This is a genomic window from Streptomyces sp. NPDC040405 (assembly GCF_055595765.1).
Genome location: NZ_JBVIVI010000009.1, coordinates 357,264 through 375,930 on the forward strand (window position 1 = coordinate 357,264; position 18,667 = coordinate 375,930).

Below are 18,667 nucleotides of genomic sequence, written 5' to 3' on the forward strand. Positions count from 1 at the left end.
ACATGGTCTTTTGACGCTACGTCAGATCCTTTTCGAGTGCCTCGGGTGACCGCTTGCGCCGCATCTCTCGGACCAGGGCGACACCGAGCACGAGGGCCGCGGCGAGCAGCGACAGAATCATCTGCTCACGGCCGGTCGAATCGGTGAACATGTAGCCCACCACGAAGACGATCATGCCGATGGTGACCCAGGTCAGATACGGGTACGCCCACATCTTCACGGTCAGCCGCTCGGGGGACTCACGCTCCAGGGTGCGGCGCATCCGCAGCTGGGAGAAGCAGATCACCAGCCAGACGAAGAGCGCCACCGCACCGGAGGAGTTCAGCAGGAACTGGAACACGGTGTCGGGGTAGGCGTAGTTGAAGAAGACCGCGACGAAACCGAAGACGACCGAGGCGAGGATCGCCGTGGCGGGTACACCGCGCCCGGTGGTGCGGCTGAATGCCTTCGGCGCGTCCCCGCGCCCGCCGAGCGAGAACGCCATCCGGGAGGCCGTGTACAGACCGGAGTTGAGACAGGAGAGCACGGCGGTCAGCACGATCACGTCCATCAGCTGACCGGCGTGGGCGATGCCGATGTGGTCCAGCACGGCCACGTACGGGCTCTTCTTCACCTCGGGGGAATTCCACGGCAGCAGCGTCACCACGATGGCGATCGAACCGAGGTAGAAGACCGCGATCCGCCAGATCACACTGTTGGTGGCGCGGGCGACCGCCTTGCGCGGGTTGGCGGACTCCGCCGCCGCGAGCGTGACGATCTCACTGCCCATGAAGGAGAACACGACCATCAGCACCCCGGTGAGCACGGCACCGGGCCCGTTCGGCAAGAAGCCACCGTGGCCGGTCAGATTGGTCGCTCCGACCGCGCCGCCGGAAGTACCCGGCAGCAGACCGAACACCGCCAGCCCGCCGACCACGATGAACACGGCGATCGCGACCACCTTGATGCCCGCGAACCAGAACTCGAACTCCCCGTAGGAGCCGACGGAGAACAGGTTCGTCGCGGTCAGCACCACCATCACGATGAGCGCCCAGGCCCACTGCGGCACCGCGGGCACCCATCCGGTGAGAATGGCCGCCCCCGCGGTGGCCTCCACCGCCAGCACCACGACCCAGAAGAACCAGTACAGCCAGCCGATCGTGAACCCCGCCCAGCGGCCGAGCGCCCGGTCCGCGTACGACGAGAAGGAACCGGAGACCGGATCGGCCGCGGCCATCTCGCCGAGCATCCGCATCACCAGCACGACCAGGGTGCCCACCAGGGCGTACGAGAGCAGAATGGCGGGGCCCGCCGCGGCGATGCCCGCACCGGAGCCGACGAACAGCCCGGCCCCGATCACCCCGCCGATGGCGATCATCGACAGATGACGGTTCTTCAGTCCGGCCTGCAGGCCGTTGCCGTTGCCACTGCCGGAGCCGGTACCCCCGGGCGGGGATCCCCCCGGCGGCGAGTCGGCGCCACCGGGGGCGCGGGCGTCCGTGGTGATCGGCTTCTGGGCGCTCATGATCATTCCTCGTCTTTCATGACGGCGGGAGGCCGGCGCCACGGACGAACCCCTGTGGGGGCGCGAGGGGCGTCACCGGCAGTGAGCCGTGTCCCCGATCGGTGACACGAAAAGGGGGTCCCGAGCAGGACCGGAGCCCGGTGAAGGCGGATGTGGGGTGGGTTGCGGTTCAGTGGAATCTAGGTGTCACGCCAGACCCCGGCCATCGACAGACGTCACGCATCGACCCCCCCGGTTTCATACAGATGTAATAAAGCGAGCCCTTCACTCCGGGGAACCGGCACTCGGCAAAAGTGGCGCGCGCCCGGCCGCTTTATACATCGAAGGATGTACCGGCCTTTCATCATCGATCACGAGGCCCGGAGCGGCGCGGGGCATGAGGATGGCGGGGATATCGTCCATGGCTCGACGCAGCGCTTGAGGATCCCCATGCCCCGGCTTCACCCTGCCCCGCCCGCCCCCACGGCCGCCCTCGCCCTCGGCCGGGCCCTCCTCGGCGGGCTGGTGATGGCCGTGGCCCTGGGGGTGGGGACCGGGGTGGGCGCGGCGGTCGGAGCGGCGGGGTTCACGGGGCGGCTGGTGGCGGCCGCGCTGGTGAGCGCGGTGGCCGTACCCGTGGTGTGGCTGCTGATGCGGCGGGCGGGGCGACCATCGGCGTCGCTGGGGTTCGGCGGGGCGCGGGCGAGTGCGCGAGCCCTGCTGACCGGGGTGGGGGTGACGGCCGGGGCGGCCGCGCTGGTCCTGGGGGCAGGGACGGCGGCGGGCATGCTGCGGTGGTCCACGGCCGACCCCCTCGTCCTCGCCCGGTTCCTGCTCTCCAACGCGGTGGTGGCGCTGCTGCTCGAAGCGCTTCCGGAGGAGACGACGCTGCGCGGCTACGCCTGGTCCTCGCTGCGGGAGCGGTTCGGCGGCGCGGTGGCGGCGCTCGGCACGACGGGAGTGTTCCTGCTGGTGCCCGGGGCCTCGACGGTGGTGGAAGCCGCGACGTCGCGGCTCCTCGGCGGGGCGCCGGGGCCGGTCGGATGGGCGCCGGACGGGCAGAACCCGGTGGACTACCTGATCCTGCTGACCGTCTTCGGGCTGACGCTGGTCGCGGCGAGGGCAGCGGTGCGGCAGGCACCCCTGTGGGCCGCCATCGGCACCCATCTGACGTTTCTGACCGTCAACCGCGTCGCGCTGGACGGCGAGCGGCGCGACACGGGCTGGCCCGTCGAGGCGACGACACCGGACGCGGTGCTGCTGGTGCCCGCGTATCTTCTGGTGGCCGCTGCCGGGTTCGCGCTCTACAGATGGGCCGGGAGGGGCAGTTGGGCTCGCGCCGCCATGACCGAATTGGGGTGACGGGCCCTTCCCGGACCCGTATGAAGGGGACATGAACACGACGCATGATGCCGCGGGCCCCCGAGGACGGCTCGGGGTGCTGAGGCAACGGGACTTCCGGCTGCTCTGGCTGGGCGAGACCACCAGTGGGCTGGGCGCCAGCATCACCACGGTCGCGCTACCCCTGGTCGCGGTGGTGGAGCTGCGGGCCGACACCTTCGCCGTCGGGCTGCTCGCCGCCGCGGTGTGGCTGCCGTGGCTGGTCATCGGGCTACCGGCGGGGGCCTGGGTGGACCGGGTCCGGCGGCGGCCGCTGCTGATCGCCTGCGATCTGGTGTCGGCGGCGCTGTATGTGAGCGTCCCGGTGGCGGCCTGGTGCGATGTGCTGACGCTTGCCCACCTGCTCGTGGTGGCGGTGATGTGCGGGGTGTCGGCGGTGTTCTTCGACACCGCGTACCACGCGTACATACCCGCGGTGCTGGACGAGCGCGATCTGCTGGAGGGGAACGCCAAGCTCCAGGGCAGCGAGGCCGGTACCCGCGTGGTCGGCCGCGGAACGGCCGGGCTGATCGCCCAGGCGTTCGGCGCGGTCGCCGGACTGCTGATCGACGCCATGACCTTCGCGGTCTCGGCGGTGTGCCTGCTGATGATCCGGGTCCGGGAACCGGCCCCGTCGGCCCCCGACCCGTCGGCCACGCTGCGGCGGCGGATCGGCGAGGGGCTGCGCTTCGTCCGCCATGACCCGTATCTGCGGCCGATGGTGATGTACGGGGCCATGCTCAACATGGCGCTGATGGGGTATCAGGCGGTGCAGATCGTGTTCCTGGTCCGCACGGTGGGGGTGTCCGAGGCGACGGTCGGCGCCCTGATCATGGCCGGGAGCCTCGGCGGTGTCCTCGGCGCCCTGCTGGCCACGGCCGTCGGCCGCCGCTTCGGATCGGCCCGCGGCATGCTCGTTCTGCAGGCGCTCACCAGCCCGTTCGCGCTGCTGATGCCGCTGGCCACGCCCGGCGCCGGGCTGCTGCTGTTCGCGGGCGGGGCGTTCATGGTGGGGACGGGCGTCGCGGTGTGCAACGTGGTGCTGGGCAGCTTCCGGCAGCGCTACTGCCCGCCCGAACTGCTGGGCCGGGTGGTCGCGACGACGATGATGCTCAACCACAGCACCATTCCGCTCGGTTCGCTGCTCGGCGGGCTCCTCGGCGGCGCGCTCGGGCTGCGCCCCACCATGTGGATCATGACGGGGCTGGTGGCGTGCTGCTGGCTGATCCTGGCGCTGGGGCCGATGCGGCGGCGCCGCGATCTGCCCGACGCGTACGAGGCGGGGCCGGAGCCGGGAATCCGGCTCAGCCCTCGCGCAGCAGCGCCAGCGCGAACGCGAACCGAACGTCCAGCCAGTCGGCCTGAGGCCGATACGTCCTGATGCCCTGGGGGTGGCCGGAAACGAGGGCCACTTCGTCGTCCGCCCGCCAGGTCACGGGCCTTGCACCGCGCCGATCCCTCGTCGGGCCGGACGATGTGCACGGCGGGCGCGAAATACCGGTCCCCCTCGACCACCGTGTGGACGCGCACGGCGCGCCCGCCCGTCAGCCGTCGCCCAGCTGCCGGGAGAGGACGGTGGCCAGCTCGACGCTGTGCAGATAGCCGTAGCCCTGGGTGCGGAGGGTGCCCAGCCCCAGCCCCTCGCACTGGATGTTGACCGAGATGCCCTCGAACCGCTCCGTCAGATCGCGCGGGACGGCCAGCGGATCGTCGATGCCCGCGAGGTTCACCCAGCGCCGTACGCCCGGGGGGCGTCGGCCTTTGCCGTCGACGGGGGCGGGTTCCAGCCGCTCGAAGACCGCGTCCGGACCGAGCGGCGCGCCCAGGGTCACCAGCAGGTCCACCGAGAGGTCCGGCCGCTCCCAGAGCGCCTCGTAGGCGACCAGGCCGCCCAGGGAGTGGGCGATCACCACGTCCGGCCGCTGTCCGGCGATGGCCTCGGCGACGATGTGCCGCGCCCGGGCCCGCTGCGCGGGCTCGTTCAGATAGGTGTGCAACTCCCGCCCGATGCCGGGCAGCAGGGAGTTCGGCAGGCCCACGGCCCGCGCGAGGGCGTCCGCGAGGCGGCGCAGCCGTCCGCGGCCGTAGCCGCTCTCGGTCTTCTCGCCCGTGGTGCGCAGGGCGTGGCCGTAGTGGGCGACGCTCATGTCGAACGGCGCCGGGGGCCCGGTGTGGCCGACCCGCTCCAGGCCATCGCGCAGGGCCAGCAGCCACTGCTGCGACAGCTCCGTGGGGCTGTGCCGGCCGTGGCCGAAGCCATGGACGCCCAGCACCCTGGGCACGGCGGTGAACGGCTCACCGGCAGGGGTACGGTCGTCCAGATGCCAGGCCCGGGGGGCGCCCTTCTCGTTCACCGCGGCCGCCAGGGGGCGCCCGCCCACGCTCATGGTGGCGGTGAACGCCTCGATGGGGCCCAGGTCTTCGGGCATGCGGATCTCCAGGTGCGCCGAACCGGTCAGCGGCCACACGGTGCAGTACTGCCGGGAGCTGCGCATCAGCGCCCGTTGGCCCCGCCAGTCGACGAACCGCAGCCGCGGAAGAGGCTGGGACGGCCCCCGCGCGACGGGCACCGTCCGGGGCACCTCGCCCGGGGCCACGGAGGCGCGCATCAGCAGCGGGGTGCCCGATCCCATGAAGTAGAGCGCAGGTCCGGGCCCGGCCGCGGCGGCCATCGCCGCCACCGGGCCCGGGCAGGACCCCAGGCCGACCGGCTCCGACCACAGCCGCCGGGGCGACGGCTCGCCCGCGGGGCCGATGCCCTGTGCCTGCCGTATCTGCGCCGCGACGGACGAGGCCGCCAGGTGGTACAGCGTCCTGCCCCGGGAGTCGGTGACGGAGGCGAGCAGCCCGCGTACGGGGGCCAGGGCCTCCCGTACCTCGTAGAGCGAGAGCGGTCCGCAGCGCCGCTGGATATCGATGTCCGTCAGCACCTCGTCCCCGGCCGCCGCCAGCGTGGTGAGGACCGGCAGGGTCCAGGGGTTACGGGCGTCCGCGAGCAGCAGGGCCGCGACATCCGCGCTGGTGCGCGGCACACCGGAACCCACCCAGCGCGCTTCCTCGGGGTCCTCCAGGGGGTCGCCCCGGGAGGCGATGAAGCCGGTGTAGGCGCGGGCGATGAGGACCTGTTCGGGGAACGCGCTCCGTTCGACGAGCGCCGTGGCGACGGCCTCGCCGAACGCCTCGCGCACGGGGGCGGCGGAGGCGGCACGGTAGGCGGGGGCGTCGGCCAGCACGCGGTCGCACATCTCGCGCAGGGAGCGGTGCCGGAACGCGGGGAAGGGCGCGAGGGTGATGTGGGCGTACTGGCGGACGCCGCGCGTCAGCGTGGCCGTGGGGCGGTCCGGGCGGGTGGCGACCACCAGTCGGCACGTTCCGGAATCGAGGAGCGGGCGCAGCAGTCCGGCCATGACGTCCTCGGGGTCCCGCGCCTCGTCCAGGGCGTCGACCACGATGACGGGCGGGATCATGAGGCGGCGGAGCCGCGCGGCCAGATCGTCGGGCGTGCCCGGGACCGGGTCGTCGGACATGGCGATCTCTTGCGCGAGGACCCGCGTCAGCTCCGTCTCGTCACGTCCGTGGGCGGAGACCGTCAGGGGGGTGGGACGGCCGGCCTGGCGCCGCATCCGCGTGTTCAGCGCGGCCAGCAGGGTCGTCTTGCCGCTCCCGGGCTCCCCGGTGACCAGGGCGAGCCCGCCCGCGGACGGGGTGTCGATCCACTGCGCCAGTTGCCGGAAGGCCGGTGTCTCGGCCGGCTCCCCCGCTTCCTGGTCGAAGAGGGGGGTCAGGAGCGGGGCGTAGCGGGGGTTGGGCAGGAACTCGTCGTTGTCCCGCAGCGACAGCACGACGCTGTTGGAGGTACGTCCGTCGGTCAGTTCGTGGGCGAGGGCCAGCACGTCCCCGAAGGGGATGAACTCCTCGTAGCGCGCGAGCCGTGCCGCCCCGGTCCTGAAGCGGTGCAGCGCCTGGCCGAGCGCGAGGGTGAGGTCCCAGGCGGGGGCCCGCTCGGGCGGCCCGGACATGATGACGGCGTCGAAGCCGAAGACCGGGACGAGGGCGTGCCGCACGGCCGGGCAGTCGTCCACGATCATCAGGCGCCGCCCCCTCGATTCGCCGGTGGGCAGCGTCCTGAACAGCGTCTCGCTGTCCGCCGACTGGCCCGCCACATGGACGATCAGGACGTCGGTGCCGGCGAGTCCGGCCGCGGCCTCCTCGACCGTGCGCCGGAACTCCCGTGCCGAGACGTCCAGGGCGACCCGGGTCCGGCAGCCGAACTCCTCGAAGCCCTGGGCGAGCCCACGGCAGGCGGGTTCCAGTGAGGGGTCGGTGGCGGCGCCGAAGCCGAAGCTGAGCAGGACGGGGTGCCCGGCGCTCCGGGGCGCGCCCGCGTGCGCCGTATCGCCGAGGACCAGTTGGGCGGACTCCAGCACCCGGCCGCGGACGACGCCTTCGGTGTCACCCGTGAACAGCTGGGACCGGCCGCCGTCGGTCAGCAGCGCCAGCGCGCTCACCTGCTCGGCCACCGGGACGGTGGGCAGGAAGGTGGCGCCGCTGTCGAGGTCCAGCAGGCTGATCCCGTCCGGGCCGAGAACCGCCACGACCGGCTGGCCCATGATGTCGTGGCAGGCCAGCAGGGGCGGGTGCGCGGTACCGCCCGGCCGGACGTCGCGCCGCCAGACGTCCACCCGCAGGTCGGGCGCCTCGGCCACGGCGGCGCCGAGGTCGGTGGCGGCGAGCGTTCCGTCGATGGACAGCGTCACGGCGAGGCTGCGGCCGGAGGCCGTGGTGGCGCAGGCGAGGGCGGTGATGCCCAGGTCGCCCCGGTGGGTGGCGAGCCTGCCGTGGCCGGTGGCCACGTCCCAGAGCCACAGCTCGCTGCCGGACGTCGTCACGACCACGTCGCGGCTGTCCACCCGGGCGCACTCCACGCACACGGTTCCGTCGGCCGCTCCCCCGCCCCCGGCCGGGTGGCGGCCCCGCAGCGCCGCGTGGATGGCCTTGGCGTACGGGGCGAGTTCGCCGCCCAGACCGCCCAGCACCGATGCGGCCACGGTGGCGAACGCGCGGCCGCCGGTCAGTGCGAGCGGGCCCGTGGGGTCGGCGGCCAGCACCCGGAAATCGAGGGAGCCGCCGAAGGGCGCGGCGAGCGCCTCGGGGGCCTGGATGAGGGTGGTGAGCACCTGGTAGGCGCGGGTGCGGGTGAGCCCGGCGGCCAGTTCGTCGCGTACGCCGTCGCGGAACGCGTACACCACCTGGTCCGGGTCCTCCCCGCGACGGCGGTCCGTGGTGCGCACCAGCAGATCGGAGAGGAACACCTCCGCGAGGTGGGCGGGGCCGGTGGCGGGCAGCAGGTGCTGCTGGAGCCAGCGCATCAGCGGCAGCGTGAGCGGGGCGGCGGACAGCAGGAACGCCAGGTTCAGCGCGTCCGGCGTGGCCCAGGTGCGGAACTCCTCGACCAGCTCCGGGGCCCCGGTGTGGTCCGGGAGCAGGCCCGCGGCGTCGGCGGCGGCCTCGGGGCGGCCGTGCCAGGGCTCCCGGCCGAGGTCGACGGCCGAGCCGGGCCGCCAGGTGGTGCGGCTGCCGGACAGCGCCTGGGCCCAGGGGCGCAGCCATTCGGGGTCGAGGGTGACCAGCGGCGCCAGATCGGCGGCACCTCCGGAAGCCACGGCGGGACCGACGAGGCCGACGGGGCGCACGGTCAGCCGGGCGGGGCCGGTGGCGCGCAGGGCGGCGCGCACCGGGGGCAGCCAGGTGCGGTGCCACAGTTCGGGCGGCAGCATCTGCACGACGGCCAGCGGCGACCGGCGCGCCCACTCCCGTACGGTCGCGGTCATGGCGGGGGTGCCCCACAGCGCGCCGACCCCGTCGGTGAGGACGAGGATCAGCCGTCGGCCGGAGGGATCGTGCAGCTCGGCGGGGTTACGGCCCTCAGCGGCCTGGTCGGCGCGGTCCTCACCCGCGGTGCCGTAGCGGAGGACGAGGGCGGGGTCGTCGGCGTCGAACCGCCACATCCGTACGTCCCGGAAGGCGCCGTGCCCCTCGGCGAGTTCGCGGAAGTCGTCCACGGTACGGCGCCACACGGACATCGACACGCTGTCGTCCACCACCAGCGCCAGCTCCAGCCAGCGTTCGCCCGCGTGGCGCAGGGCGGGGACCGGGCGGCGGGCCCGGGCGGAGCGGTCGGCGGTCAGCGGCTCGTCCAGGATGCCCCGCCCGGGGGCCCGGACCCGCCGCTTGAGCGGGCGCAGCGCGCGGGCCAGCTCCAGCCGCCGGGGCAGCGCGGGCGGGCGGCGCACCGGCAGGGCCTTGGCCCGCGTGGCGGGCGTGCCGCATCCGCCGGGGGTGCTCCCGCCGTCTCCGGTGCCGTCCGCCGGGGTGGCGCCGGGGCTGAGGAGCGGGGTGGGCGGGGCCGGTGGCGGCTGATGCGGCTCCGGTGCGGCGGTGGGCTCGCCGGGCGGCTGCTCGGCGGGCGGCGGCGGGGCCGGTGGCCCGGTCGGCGGTGCGGTGCGGTCGCCGGGCGGCGGGTCCGGGGGCGCGGCGGCGGGCGGCCGGGCGGGGGTGATCTGCCCGGCCAGCCAGAGGAGTTCGGCGACCTCGCGGACCGTCAGGTCCTCGTCGCCGCTGAATCGCCTCGCCAGGGCGAGCGCCTCGGTGATGTCGGTCATGCCATGTCGTTCAGCGGCCGCAGCAGTTCGCTCAGGACCGTGGGCCATTCGGGGTCGCCGCCGTGGTCGGCGGTGTGTTCCAGCCGGAGGGTGTTGAGCAGCTGGTCGGTGGCGAGGAGTTTGCGGCCCTCCGCCAGGTCCTTCGCGAAGCTCTCCAGCCGGGGTCCCGAGGCGCGCAGCACCTCGGAGCCGAGGTGGGCTTCGACGATGCGCTCCAGCTTGTCCCGGGAGGGCGGCCGGATGTCCAGCCGGACGCAGCGGCGGACGAAGGCGGGCGGGAACTCGCGCTCGCCGTTGCTGGTGAGGACGACGAGGGGGAACTCGGCGCAGCGCACCTGCCCGTGCCGGACCGGCTCGCGGCGCAGTCCGTCGTCGGTCATCACATGGACGTCGCAGACGGGGTACCGCTGGAGTTCGGGGATGGTGAACTGCCCGTCCTCCAGCACCGAGAGCAGGTCGTTGGGCAGGTCGACGTCGCCCTTGTCGAGTTCGTCGATGAGCAGGACGCGGGGGCGGTCGGAGGGGAGCAGCGCGGTGCCGAGGGGGCCGAGCCGCACATACTTGCCGATGTCGAGGGGGGCTTTTCCGATATCGAGGGGGGCTTTTCCGATATCGAGGGGAGATGTCGCTTTCCGCGGTCGGGTGCCCTCGGTGTCCTGGCTGCGGCCCTCGTCCTGGAGGCGGCCGATGGCGTCGTACGCGTACAGGCCGTCGGCGAGGGTGGTGCGGCTGGTGACGGACCAGTGGAGGACGCGGCCGAGGCCCAGTTCATGGGCGATGCCATGGGCGAGGGTGGACTTTCCGGTGCCGGGCTTGCCGGTGACCAGCAGCGGGCGGCGCAGATGGATGGCGGCGTTGACCATCCGGGCCTCTTCGGGCTCGGCGCGGTAGGTGGTGGCCACGCCGGTGCGGCCGGGGACCTCCGCGGAGTGACCGTCGCAGCAGGGTTCGGCCGCCGGTGGCGAGTCGGCGTCGGCTTCGGGGCGGGCGCCGTTGAAGCGGCGCCAGGGCGGGGGCTCGGGCAGGGTCCAGTCGGTGCGGCGGACGCCGTCGCCGTAGTAGATCCACCAGGCGGGCGGCCCGGGCCGTTCGTGGTCGGTGACGGGCGGCTGCCGGTCGTCCGCGTTCATCGCATGCCTCCTTGGCGGGCCCGTGGGCCACCGAGTCGTCTGAGTCGTTCGGGGTGCCAGCCGGGGTCGTCCCAGAGGACCGCGATGCCGCTTCCGTCGTGGGCCTCCGCCGGGCGCTCCGCCGCCTGCTTGCGCAGCGCCAGTACGGTGCCGGGCAGCCCGGCCAGGCCCCGGTCCGCGGCGACCTGGCCGGCCACCCGCCGGTGCCGTCCGGGCTCGGCGGCGCCATTCCGGCCGGGCCGCCACCACACGGCGGCGGGTACGCCCTCCTGGATGGCGCACAGCAGGGCGTCCGGGACGGCGGTGAGGCACGGGTAGGGGTAGGTGAGGAACAGGCAGCTGATGTCCTTGCGGGAGGCCAGCCGTCCGGCGAGCGCCTGGAGCCCGGAGCCGTCCGCGATCAGGGGTTCCCGCTCCGGGCCGGGAGGTCCGTCCGCCGGATCGTCCGCTTCGGTCTCCTCGGGCGGGGTGCCGTCGCCGTGCAGCCAGTGCGGTCCGGGCGGCGGGTCCTCGCCCGCGGCCGCCTCGCCCAGCCGCTCCCAGCGGGCCAGCCACTGGGCGGTGGACCAGCCGTCCCGCAGCCGGTCCAGGGAGCGGACGACGACCGGCCCGCAGCGGCCGATGGGGCGGTGTACGGGCAGCTGGCCGCCGCCCCGCAGGTTCCACTCGTCGACCGGCCAGCCGAGCGCCTCCCACGGCAACAGGAACTCGAACAGCAGGGCCGCGGGGTCGAGATGCTGGACGAAGGGCTGCAGCCGGGCGATCAGCTCCTCGGCCGCGGCGGGTATCGCCTCCACCGGGCGCGGGGTGTCGTCCTGGAGCTTGATGCCCAGGCAGCGGCCCCCGCGGTAGAGCCAGGCGGCGAGCCGGTAGCGGTCGCCGCCGGGGTCGCAGCGCTCGGCCCGGACCAGGCAGCTGGTGTACGGGGGCGGCGGGGCCCCGGCCGCGGAGGTGGCGGCGGTCCGCTCCGCGGTGAGCGGCGCGGCGGGCATGCGGCCGGGGCGGCGGCGGGCCGCGGCGTCGATCCAGGCCCGCAGTTCGTCGCGTACGGGGTCCTCCGCGCGGGCGGCGAGGTGTTCCAGGAAGACGAGCAGCGGCGGCACCCGGGTGTCGGGGCTGTTGCGCGCGTCCAGGTCGTCCACGAGGGCGGTCACGCTCCTGGCCTGTTCGGCGGCGAGCAGACCGTCCTTGGCCACCAGGATCCCGAGGGAGGAGGCCGCGGCCCACAGCACCTCGCACAGCTGGTCCGGGTCGGTGGGGCAGCGGGGGTCGGCCAGCAGCACGTCGAGGTCCCGGCGCTCGTCGGCGTCGAGCAGCCCGGCGGCGACGGCGGGCAGCGGGGCCGGGGCGCTGCCGGTGAGGGCGTCGTAACCGTGCCGCAGCTCGGTCACCCAGGGCGGCGCGTCGTACTCCCGCTCCAGGGCGTCGAACAGCCGCCGCATGACGTCGGGCCGATGCACCCGGTGCCGGAGCGCGCGGTACAGCAGCGCCCCCAGCGGGCCGCGGTCCGCTGGCCAGTCGACCTCGATCCCGGCGCGGGCGAGCAGGAGCTGGGCGCGGTCGGCGGTCTCCAGACGGCGGGCCAGCTCCGTCGTGAAGTCGGGGCACCACTGGAAACGGGCCCGCTCGGCCAGGACCTCTCGTTCCGGCCCGATGGGAAGTGCCACGCTCACCGTGGCCTCAGGAGGTGAGGGTGGCGAGCAGCTCGGCCAGCCATCGCACCGGGACGCCCTCGTTGCTGTACACGTGCCCGGCGCCGTCCGGGGCCGGGAGGTTGCCGCCCGCGCGGTGCACGGCGGCGACCCGCCACCGGTCGTCGAAGGCCGGGGAGCCGGAGGAGCCGGGGAGGGTGTCGGTGAGGTAGAGCATCCGGTGCTCGTCGGCGTGGGTGACCACGTTGTGGTAGAGCGCGATCTTCTTGGGGGCACCGCCGGGGTGCTGCACGATGTTGACCCGCTGGAGCTTCGGCGCCCGGGGCGGGGCGAGGGTGAGCGCGCCCCACTCCTCGGTCAGCGGCTCCCGTGCGCGTACGGCGGTGAGGTCATGGCGCTCGGAGGTGGCGAAGCCCCGGTCCGGGGCCAGTGCGTACGAGGTTCCCCCGGCGATCTCGCCGTCCGGCCCCTCCTGGTAGCCGAGGACGAGGCGGGCTCCGGCGGCGGCCGCCTCGTCGGGGAGGACATGCCCGGCGGTGACGACGATGTCCCCCGCCACCAGGAAACCGGTGCCCAGGGCCTGCACATCGTCCCGCAACAGCCCGACGGCGCGCGCCGCCCGCAGCCCGCTCTCCAGGAACGCCAGCGGCAGCAGGGTGCTCTGAGCGCCCATGAGCTTCTCGGCCCCCGCGACGGACACCGAGCCGCCCGGGGCGGCGAGGGCGGGCGCGGCGGGATCGGCGAGCGCCTGGGACAGGGCCCGGCGCAGCACCTCGTCCTCCGGGAACTCGCCGACGGCGTAGGTGAGCAGGGCCGCCCGCTTGCCCCGGTTGTCCGTCTCGCGCAGTGTGGCGTGCCACATGTCCCGCGCGCCGCCGCCGAAGTCCACCATGTCGGTGGGGATTCCGGCCGTCTCCGTGAGCCGCCGGATGGAACTCTCCATTGGGTACAGCTTCGCCAGCCTGGCGATCAACGTGCCCCGGTCGGGCCCCCCTTGCAACAACGTGACCTCCCGCGCGCCGCCCGATGAGCGGACAGCTTAGCGCCGCGTCGACACCGATATTCCGTTTGTCCACAAGATGGCATCAACACCCGCTCCGCTCCCCAGGGGGCGCTTCGTCCCTGTCCTCAATGTGACAGGTCGTGGGCCCGGACGGCGGGCAGCGGCCCGTCGTGACGTTCGGCCTCGACCCGGGTGAGCTGGCCGGTGCAGCCCTGGGTGAGCCGGGAGGTGCCGGTGTCGCGGGTCACCGCGTTGGGGTTGCCGTGGACGCAGGTGGCCACGTCGGGCGCTGAGGGGTCGAACCAGGCGCCGGTGGCGAGTTGGATCACGCCGGGCCGCACCGCGTCGCTGAGCACGGCCCCGGCCAGGCAGCTGCCCACGGTGCTGCGGATGCGCACCACATCGCCGTCCCGGATGCCGCGCGCGGCGGCGTCGCCGGGGTGCATCCGGGCCGGTTCGCGCCCGTTGACCTTGGAGGAGGCGCTGAGTTCGCCCTGGTCGAGCTGGCTGTGCAGGCGGGTGGGCGGGTTGTTGGCGACCAGGTAGAGGGGGTACGCGCCCGCGTCGTCGGCGTCGTGCAGCTCCGACGGCAGCCACGCCGGGTGGCCCGGGCAGTCGTCGTAGCCGTAGGAGGCGATGGTGGCCGAGTACAGCTCGATGCGGCCGCTCGGCGTGGGCAGCGCCGCGGCGTCGGGGTCGGCGCGGAACCCGGCGTACAGGGTGCGCTGTTCGCGCAGGGCCCGCAGCGGGACGCGGCCCGCGCGCCAGAAGGTCTTGAAGTCCTCCTCGGGCGCGTACTCCGGCGGCAGGCCCCGGCGCCAGCCCTCGTAGAGGTGTTCCAGCCAGCCGTTCGCGTCGCGGCCCCGGGTGAAGGCGTGCCCGATGCCGAGTTCGGCGGCCAGGTCGCTGAGGATCCGGTAGTCGTCGCGGGCCTCGCCCACCGGGTCGGCGACGCGGTGCATGGCGATGAGCGCGGTGTCCTGTTTGGCGCCGCCGATGTCGTCGCGCTCCAGGGTGGTGGTGGCGGGCAGCACGATGTCGGCGTGGCGGGCAGTGGCCGTCCAGTGCGGCTCGTGGACCACGACCGTGTCCGGGCGGGCGAAGGCCCGGCGCAGCCGCCCGAGGTCCTGATGGTGGTGGAAGGGGTTGCCCCCGGCCCAGTGGACGAGCCGGATGTCGGGGTAGGTGTGGCGCCCGCCGTCGTACGCGAACTCCTCGCCCGGGTGCAGCAGCAGATCGGCGATCCGGGCGACGGGGATGAAGTCGGGGACCGGGTTGGTGCCCTGGTCGAGGGTGGGCAGCTTGTACGGGAGCGTCCCGGCGCCGGTGCCTCCGGTGGCGCCGTAGCCGTGGCCGAATCCGCCGCCCGGCAGCCCGATCTGGCCGAGCAGGCAGGCCAGCGCGATGCCTGCCCACAGCGGCTGCTCGCCGCGGTGGGCCCGCTGGAGCGACCAGCTGAGGGAGACCATGGTGCGGTGTGCGGTCAGCTCCCGGGCCAGGGCGGCGATCCGGGCGGCCGGGATGCCGCAGATCTCCTCGGCCCAGTGCGGGGTCTTGGCGGCGGAGCCGTCCCGGCCGAGGACGTAACCGGCGAAGGCGTCGAAGCCCTCGCAGTGGCGGCGGCAGAAGTCCGCGTCGTACCGGCCCTCCTCGATCAGCACATGGCACAGCGCCAGCATCAGCGCCGTGTCGGTGCCGGGTACCGGGGCCAGCCACTCGGCGTCCAACTCGTCGGCGAGGTCGTCGCGCAGGGGGCTCACCAGGATGAAGCGGGCGCCCCGGCCGCGGGCCGCGCGCAGCAGTCCCGCGGTCCGGTGGCGGCTGATGCCGCCTGCGTTGACCTGCGTGTTCTTGGCGGGCATCCCGCCGAAGCAGAGAAAGAGGCCGGTGTGTTCGGCCAGTACGGACAGCGGCGTGGGCGTGCTGATCGGGGCGTCGTCGCCCACGACGTGGCGCAGCAGGGTGCGGGCGGCGCCGAGGCTGTAGGTGTTGACGGAGCGGGTGTAGCCGCCGAGGCAGTTGAGGAACCGGTGGATCTGGCTCTGCGCGTGGTGGAAGCGGCCCGCGCTGCCCCAGCCGTACGACCCGCCGAAGATCGCCCGGTTTCCGTGGGCGGTGCGGACCCGGTCGAATTCGCGGGCCAGCAGCGGGATCATCTCGTCCCAGGGGACGGGCACATGGCCGTCGGTGCCGCGGGCCGGGTCGGGTCCGGGGCCGTGTTCCAGCCAGCCGCGGCGGACGTACGGGGTGAGCACCCGGTCGCGGGGGCCGAGCGCCGCGGGCACGTTGCGCAGCAGCGCTGCCGGGTGGGGGTCACGGGGGTCGGGGGTGACGTCGAGGCCGCCGTCGGGGCGGACGGTGGCCTCGAAGGCGCCCCAGTGCGAGCTGTGGGGGTGGCCGTGCGGGGTGGCGTCCGGGTGCGGCCGCGCGCCGTCGCCGTCGTGGGCCGGGTCGTCGGCTCCGTTGCTCGCTGCCCTGCTCATGCGGTGTTCTCGCCTTTCGTCGGTCTCTCCCTTTCTCCAGTTCCTCTCTTTTCCCCGCTCACTCCCCCTCGGCCGGTCCGAGGCCCTACGCTGGCGGCCCGGCACCAGCCGGTCGGCCCAGCGGGAGGGGCCGCACGGAGGGAGACTGGGGGGGAGGGGTCACACGCCGACTGCTCAGCGTTATCGTCGATCCCGTTCCCCGTATGCCGATATTCGGCCACCGATGGCATACTTGAACGCGCGACCAAATGGGTTCACTCCCCGCCAGGGCCGCGGCGGTGGAGGCCGTCACCTGCCCATGGCGGAAGTCCGAGGGCAAGGGTGAGATGACCACATGACGCGACCGGACACGCCGCCGCACGAGCAGCCCGTCCGGTCGGACGACCTCATCGACGAGGCGTCCACAGCCAGGGCCACTGTCGACGAGCACGGCATCGTCACCCAGTGGAACGAGGGGGCCGAAGGGCTGCTCGGATACCGGCCCGAGGAGATCGTGGGCAGATCGGCGGCCGTGCTGCTCGCCGACGAGGCGCATCCGCCGTCGGTGGCCGAAACCCTGCGCGCCCTGAATCCGCCCGACCGGTTCCGCGGACGGGTGGCGCTGCGGCGCCGCGACGGCTCCCGGACGACGGCCGGGCTGCTGGCGCACCGCGGCACCGCGCCCGGCGGCGCCGTCGAATGGCTCGTCGTCTCCCCGCTGCCCCGGGCGGAGCGTCCACTCGCGGACGAGGAGTTGCTGAAGCGCTGCTTCGTCCAGGGGCCGTGCACGATGGCGGTGTACGACACCGGGCTGCGGCTGCGGTGGGCCAACCAGGACATGGAGCGGGTCCTGGGCCTCACCCAGGAGGAGATCCGCGGACTGCGGATCACGGAGATCACCCCCGGGCCCGAGGCGGAGGAGACCGAGACGCGGATGCTCCGGGTGCTGGAGACCGGCGAGGACCAGCACCTCGAGCTGTTCCTGCGGATGCCTGGGCACGACCGCCCGGTCGCCTGGTCGACCTCGCTGGCCCCGCTGCGGGACGGCGACGGCGGGGTGGCGGCCGTGATGCTGTCCGCGCACGACCGGACCTCGCAGCACACCACCCGGCGTCGCCTGCTACTGCTCAACGAGGCGAGCATCCGGATCGGCTCCACCCTGGACATCGACCGGACCGCGCAGGAGCTGGCCGATGTGGCGGTCCCGGAGCTGGCCGACTTCGTCACCCTCGACCTGCTGCCCTCGGTGCACGGCGGCAGCGAACCGCGCCCGGGCCCCCTCAGCGGCCATGTCATGCTGCGCCGGGTCGCCGCCCGGTCGGTCTTCGCGGGCACCCCGGAGGCCGTGGTGGAGGTGGGGAAGGTGGCCGCGTACCCCGATTTCTCCCCCGCCGCCGAGTGCCTGAAGGCGGAGCGGGGGCTGCTGAACCGGGTGACGGACCCGGCGGTGTCCCGGTGGGCGGCGGAGGCCCCGGACCGGGCCGCGATGATCCATCAGTTCGGCTTCCACTCCACGATGGCCATCCCGCTGCGCGCCCGCGGCACCACCCTCGGCGTGGCGACGTTCTCCCGGCACCAGCGCCCCGAGCCGTTCGAGGAGGACGATCTCCTGCTCGCCGAGGAGATGACGGCCCGGGCGGCGGTCTGCATCGACAACGCCCGCCGCTACACCCGGGAGCGGAACACCGCGCTGGCCCTCCAGCGCAGCCTGCTGCCGCGGACCCTGCCGCGCAGCGCGGCCGTCGACGTCGCCTCCCGCTATCTGCCCGCGGGCCCGCAGGCCGGGGTGGGCGGCGACTGGTTCGATGTGATCCCGCTGTCCGGGGCGCGGGTCGCGCTCGTGGTGGGCGACGTGGTCGGCCATGGGGTGCAGGCCTCGGCGACCATGGGACGGCTGCGCACGGCGGTCCGTACCCTCGCCGATGTCGATCTGGCCCCCGACGAGCTGCTGACCCATCTCGACGACATGGTCAACCATCTGTCGGCGGAGGCGGAGAGCGCCCAGGGCCCGACGAGCACGGGTGCCACCAGCGGGGACATCGGCGCCACCTGCCTGTACGCGGTCTACGACCCGGTCTCCCGGCGCTGTTCGATCGCCCGGGCGGGGCATCCGCCGCCCGCGGTGGTGTCCCCCGACGGCTCGGTCGACCTGCTCGACCTGCCGGGCGGCCCACCCCTGGGGCTGGGCAGTCTGCCGTTCGAGACGGTCGAGGTGGAGCTGGCGGAGGGCAGTCTGCTCGCGCTGTACACGGACGGTCTGATCGAGTCCCGCGACCAGGACGTCGACCGGGCGCTGGACACGCTGCGCTCCGCGCTGGCCCAGCCGGCGGAGTCGCTGGACGCCACCTGTGACGTCGTGCTCAGCAAGATGCTGCCCAGCCGCCCGGAGGACGACGTGGCGCTGCTGCTCGCCCGCACCCGGGCGCTGGACGCCGACCACGTGGCCACCTGGGACCTGCCGTCCGACCCCGCCATGGTGGCGCAGGCCCGCCGGGACTGCTCCGCGCAGCTGGCGGCGTGGGGTCTGGACGAGGCCGTCTTCACCACCGAGCTGGTGGTCAGCGAGCTGATCACCAACGCCATCCGGCATGCCAAGGCGCCCATCCAGCTGCGGCTGATCCACGACCGCACCCTGATCTGCGAGGTGTCCGACGGCAGCGGCACCGCCCCGCATCTGCGCCGCGCCCGCACCTTCGACGAGGGCGGCCGCGGGCTGCTGCTGGTGGCTCAGCTGACGCAGAGCTGGGGCACCCGGCAGACCGGCAGCGGCAAGACGATCTGGGCGGAGCAGTCCCTGTCCCCGGGCGGCGGCTGACCCCACCCGCCTCGGGTCCGTACCGCGTCCCCGGCTTCACTACAATCGGCGGCAAAGAAGCCCTGTTCAGTACGGACTTG

9 protein-coding genes are annotated in these 18,667 nt (G+C 74.0%); 3 read left to right on the forward strand and 6 right to left on the reverse strand.

Annotated elements, in window-relative coordinates:
• Window positions 1-16: 16 nt before the first annotated feature.
• On the reverse strand, window positions 17-1,504 hold the full coding sequence (locus ACZ59A_RS33005) for an amino acid permease (RefSeq protein WP_470966358.1): 1,488 nt from the start codon (window positions 1,502-1,504) through the stop codon (window positions 17-19).
• Between the two features lie 429 nt (window positions 1,505-1,933).
• Here ACZ59A_RS33005 and ACZ59A_RS33010 point away from each other — a divergent pair, with 429 nt between their 5' ends.
• Window positions 1,934-2,845 (forward strand): CPBP family glutamic-type intramembrane protease, encoded by a 912-nt coding sequence (locus tag ACZ59A_RS33010; RefSeq protein ID WP_470966361.1) that lies wholly within the window; start codon window positions 1,934-1,936, stop codon window positions 2,843-2,845.
• 31 nt (window positions 2,846-2,876) lie between these two features.
• A complete protein-coding gene (locus ACZ59A_RS33015) occupies window positions 2,877-4,244 on the forward strand; it encodes an MFS transporter (RefSeq protein ID WP_470966363.1) in 1,368 nt (455 codons plus the stop codon).
• Between the two features lie 163 nt (window positions 4,245-4,407).
• Here ACZ59A_RS33015 and ACZ59A_RS33020 read toward each other — a convergent pair whose 3' ends face one another.
• The 5 genes from ACZ59A_RS33020 to ACZ59A_RS33040 form a co-directional block, all read right to left on the reverse strand.
• Complete coding sequence (locus ACZ59A_RS33020; RefSeq protein WP_470966365.1) at window positions 4,408-9,525, reverse strand: SAV_2336 N-terminal domain-related protein; 5,118 nt, start codon at window positions 9,523-9,525, stop codon at window positions 4,408-4,410.
• Window positions 9,522-10,655 (reverse strand): AAA family ATPase, encoded by a 1,134-nt coding sequence (locus ACZ59A_RS33025; RefSeq protein WP_470966368.1) that lies wholly within the window; start codon window positions 10,653-10,655, stop codon window positions 9,522-9,524. The genes ACZ59A_RS33020 and ACZ59A_RS33025 overlap by 4 nt, the downstream gene beginning before the upstream one ends.
• Entirely contained in the window at window positions 10,652-12,322 is a 1,671-nt protein-coding gene (locus tag ACZ59A_RS33030) for a VMAP-C domain-containing protein (protein ID WP_470966370.1), read from the reverse strand. Before ACZ59A_RS33030 ends, ACZ59A_RS33025 begins: the two co-directional genes overlap by 4 nt.
• A gap of 13 nt (window positions 12,323-12,335) precedes the next feature.
• Window positions 12,336-13,310, reverse strand: coding sequence for a trypsin-like peptidase domain-containing protein (locus tag ACZ59A_RS33035; RefSeq protein WP_468044765.1), 975 nt, complete (start codon window positions 13,308-13,310; stop codon window positions 12,336-12,338).
• A gap of 125 nt (window positions 13,311-13,435) precedes the next feature.
• Window positions 13,436-15,793: a molybdopterin-dependent oxidoreductase gene (locus ACZ59A_RS33040; RefSeq protein WP_470966373.1), complete on the reverse strand. Its 2,358-nt coding sequence runs from the start codon at window positions 15,791-15,793 to the stop codon at window positions 13,436-13,438.
• A 334-nt stretch (window positions 15,794-16,127) separates the two neighbouring features.
• Between ACZ59A_RS33040 and ACZ59A_RS33045 the strand changes: the two genes are divergently transcribed.
• Entirely contained in the window at window positions 16,128-18,587 is a 2,460-nt protein-coding gene (locus tag ACZ59A_RS33045; protein ID WP_470966375.1) for a SpoIIE family protein phosphatase, read from the forward strand.
• The last annotated feature ends 80 nt before the right edge of the window (window positions 18,588-18,667 follow it).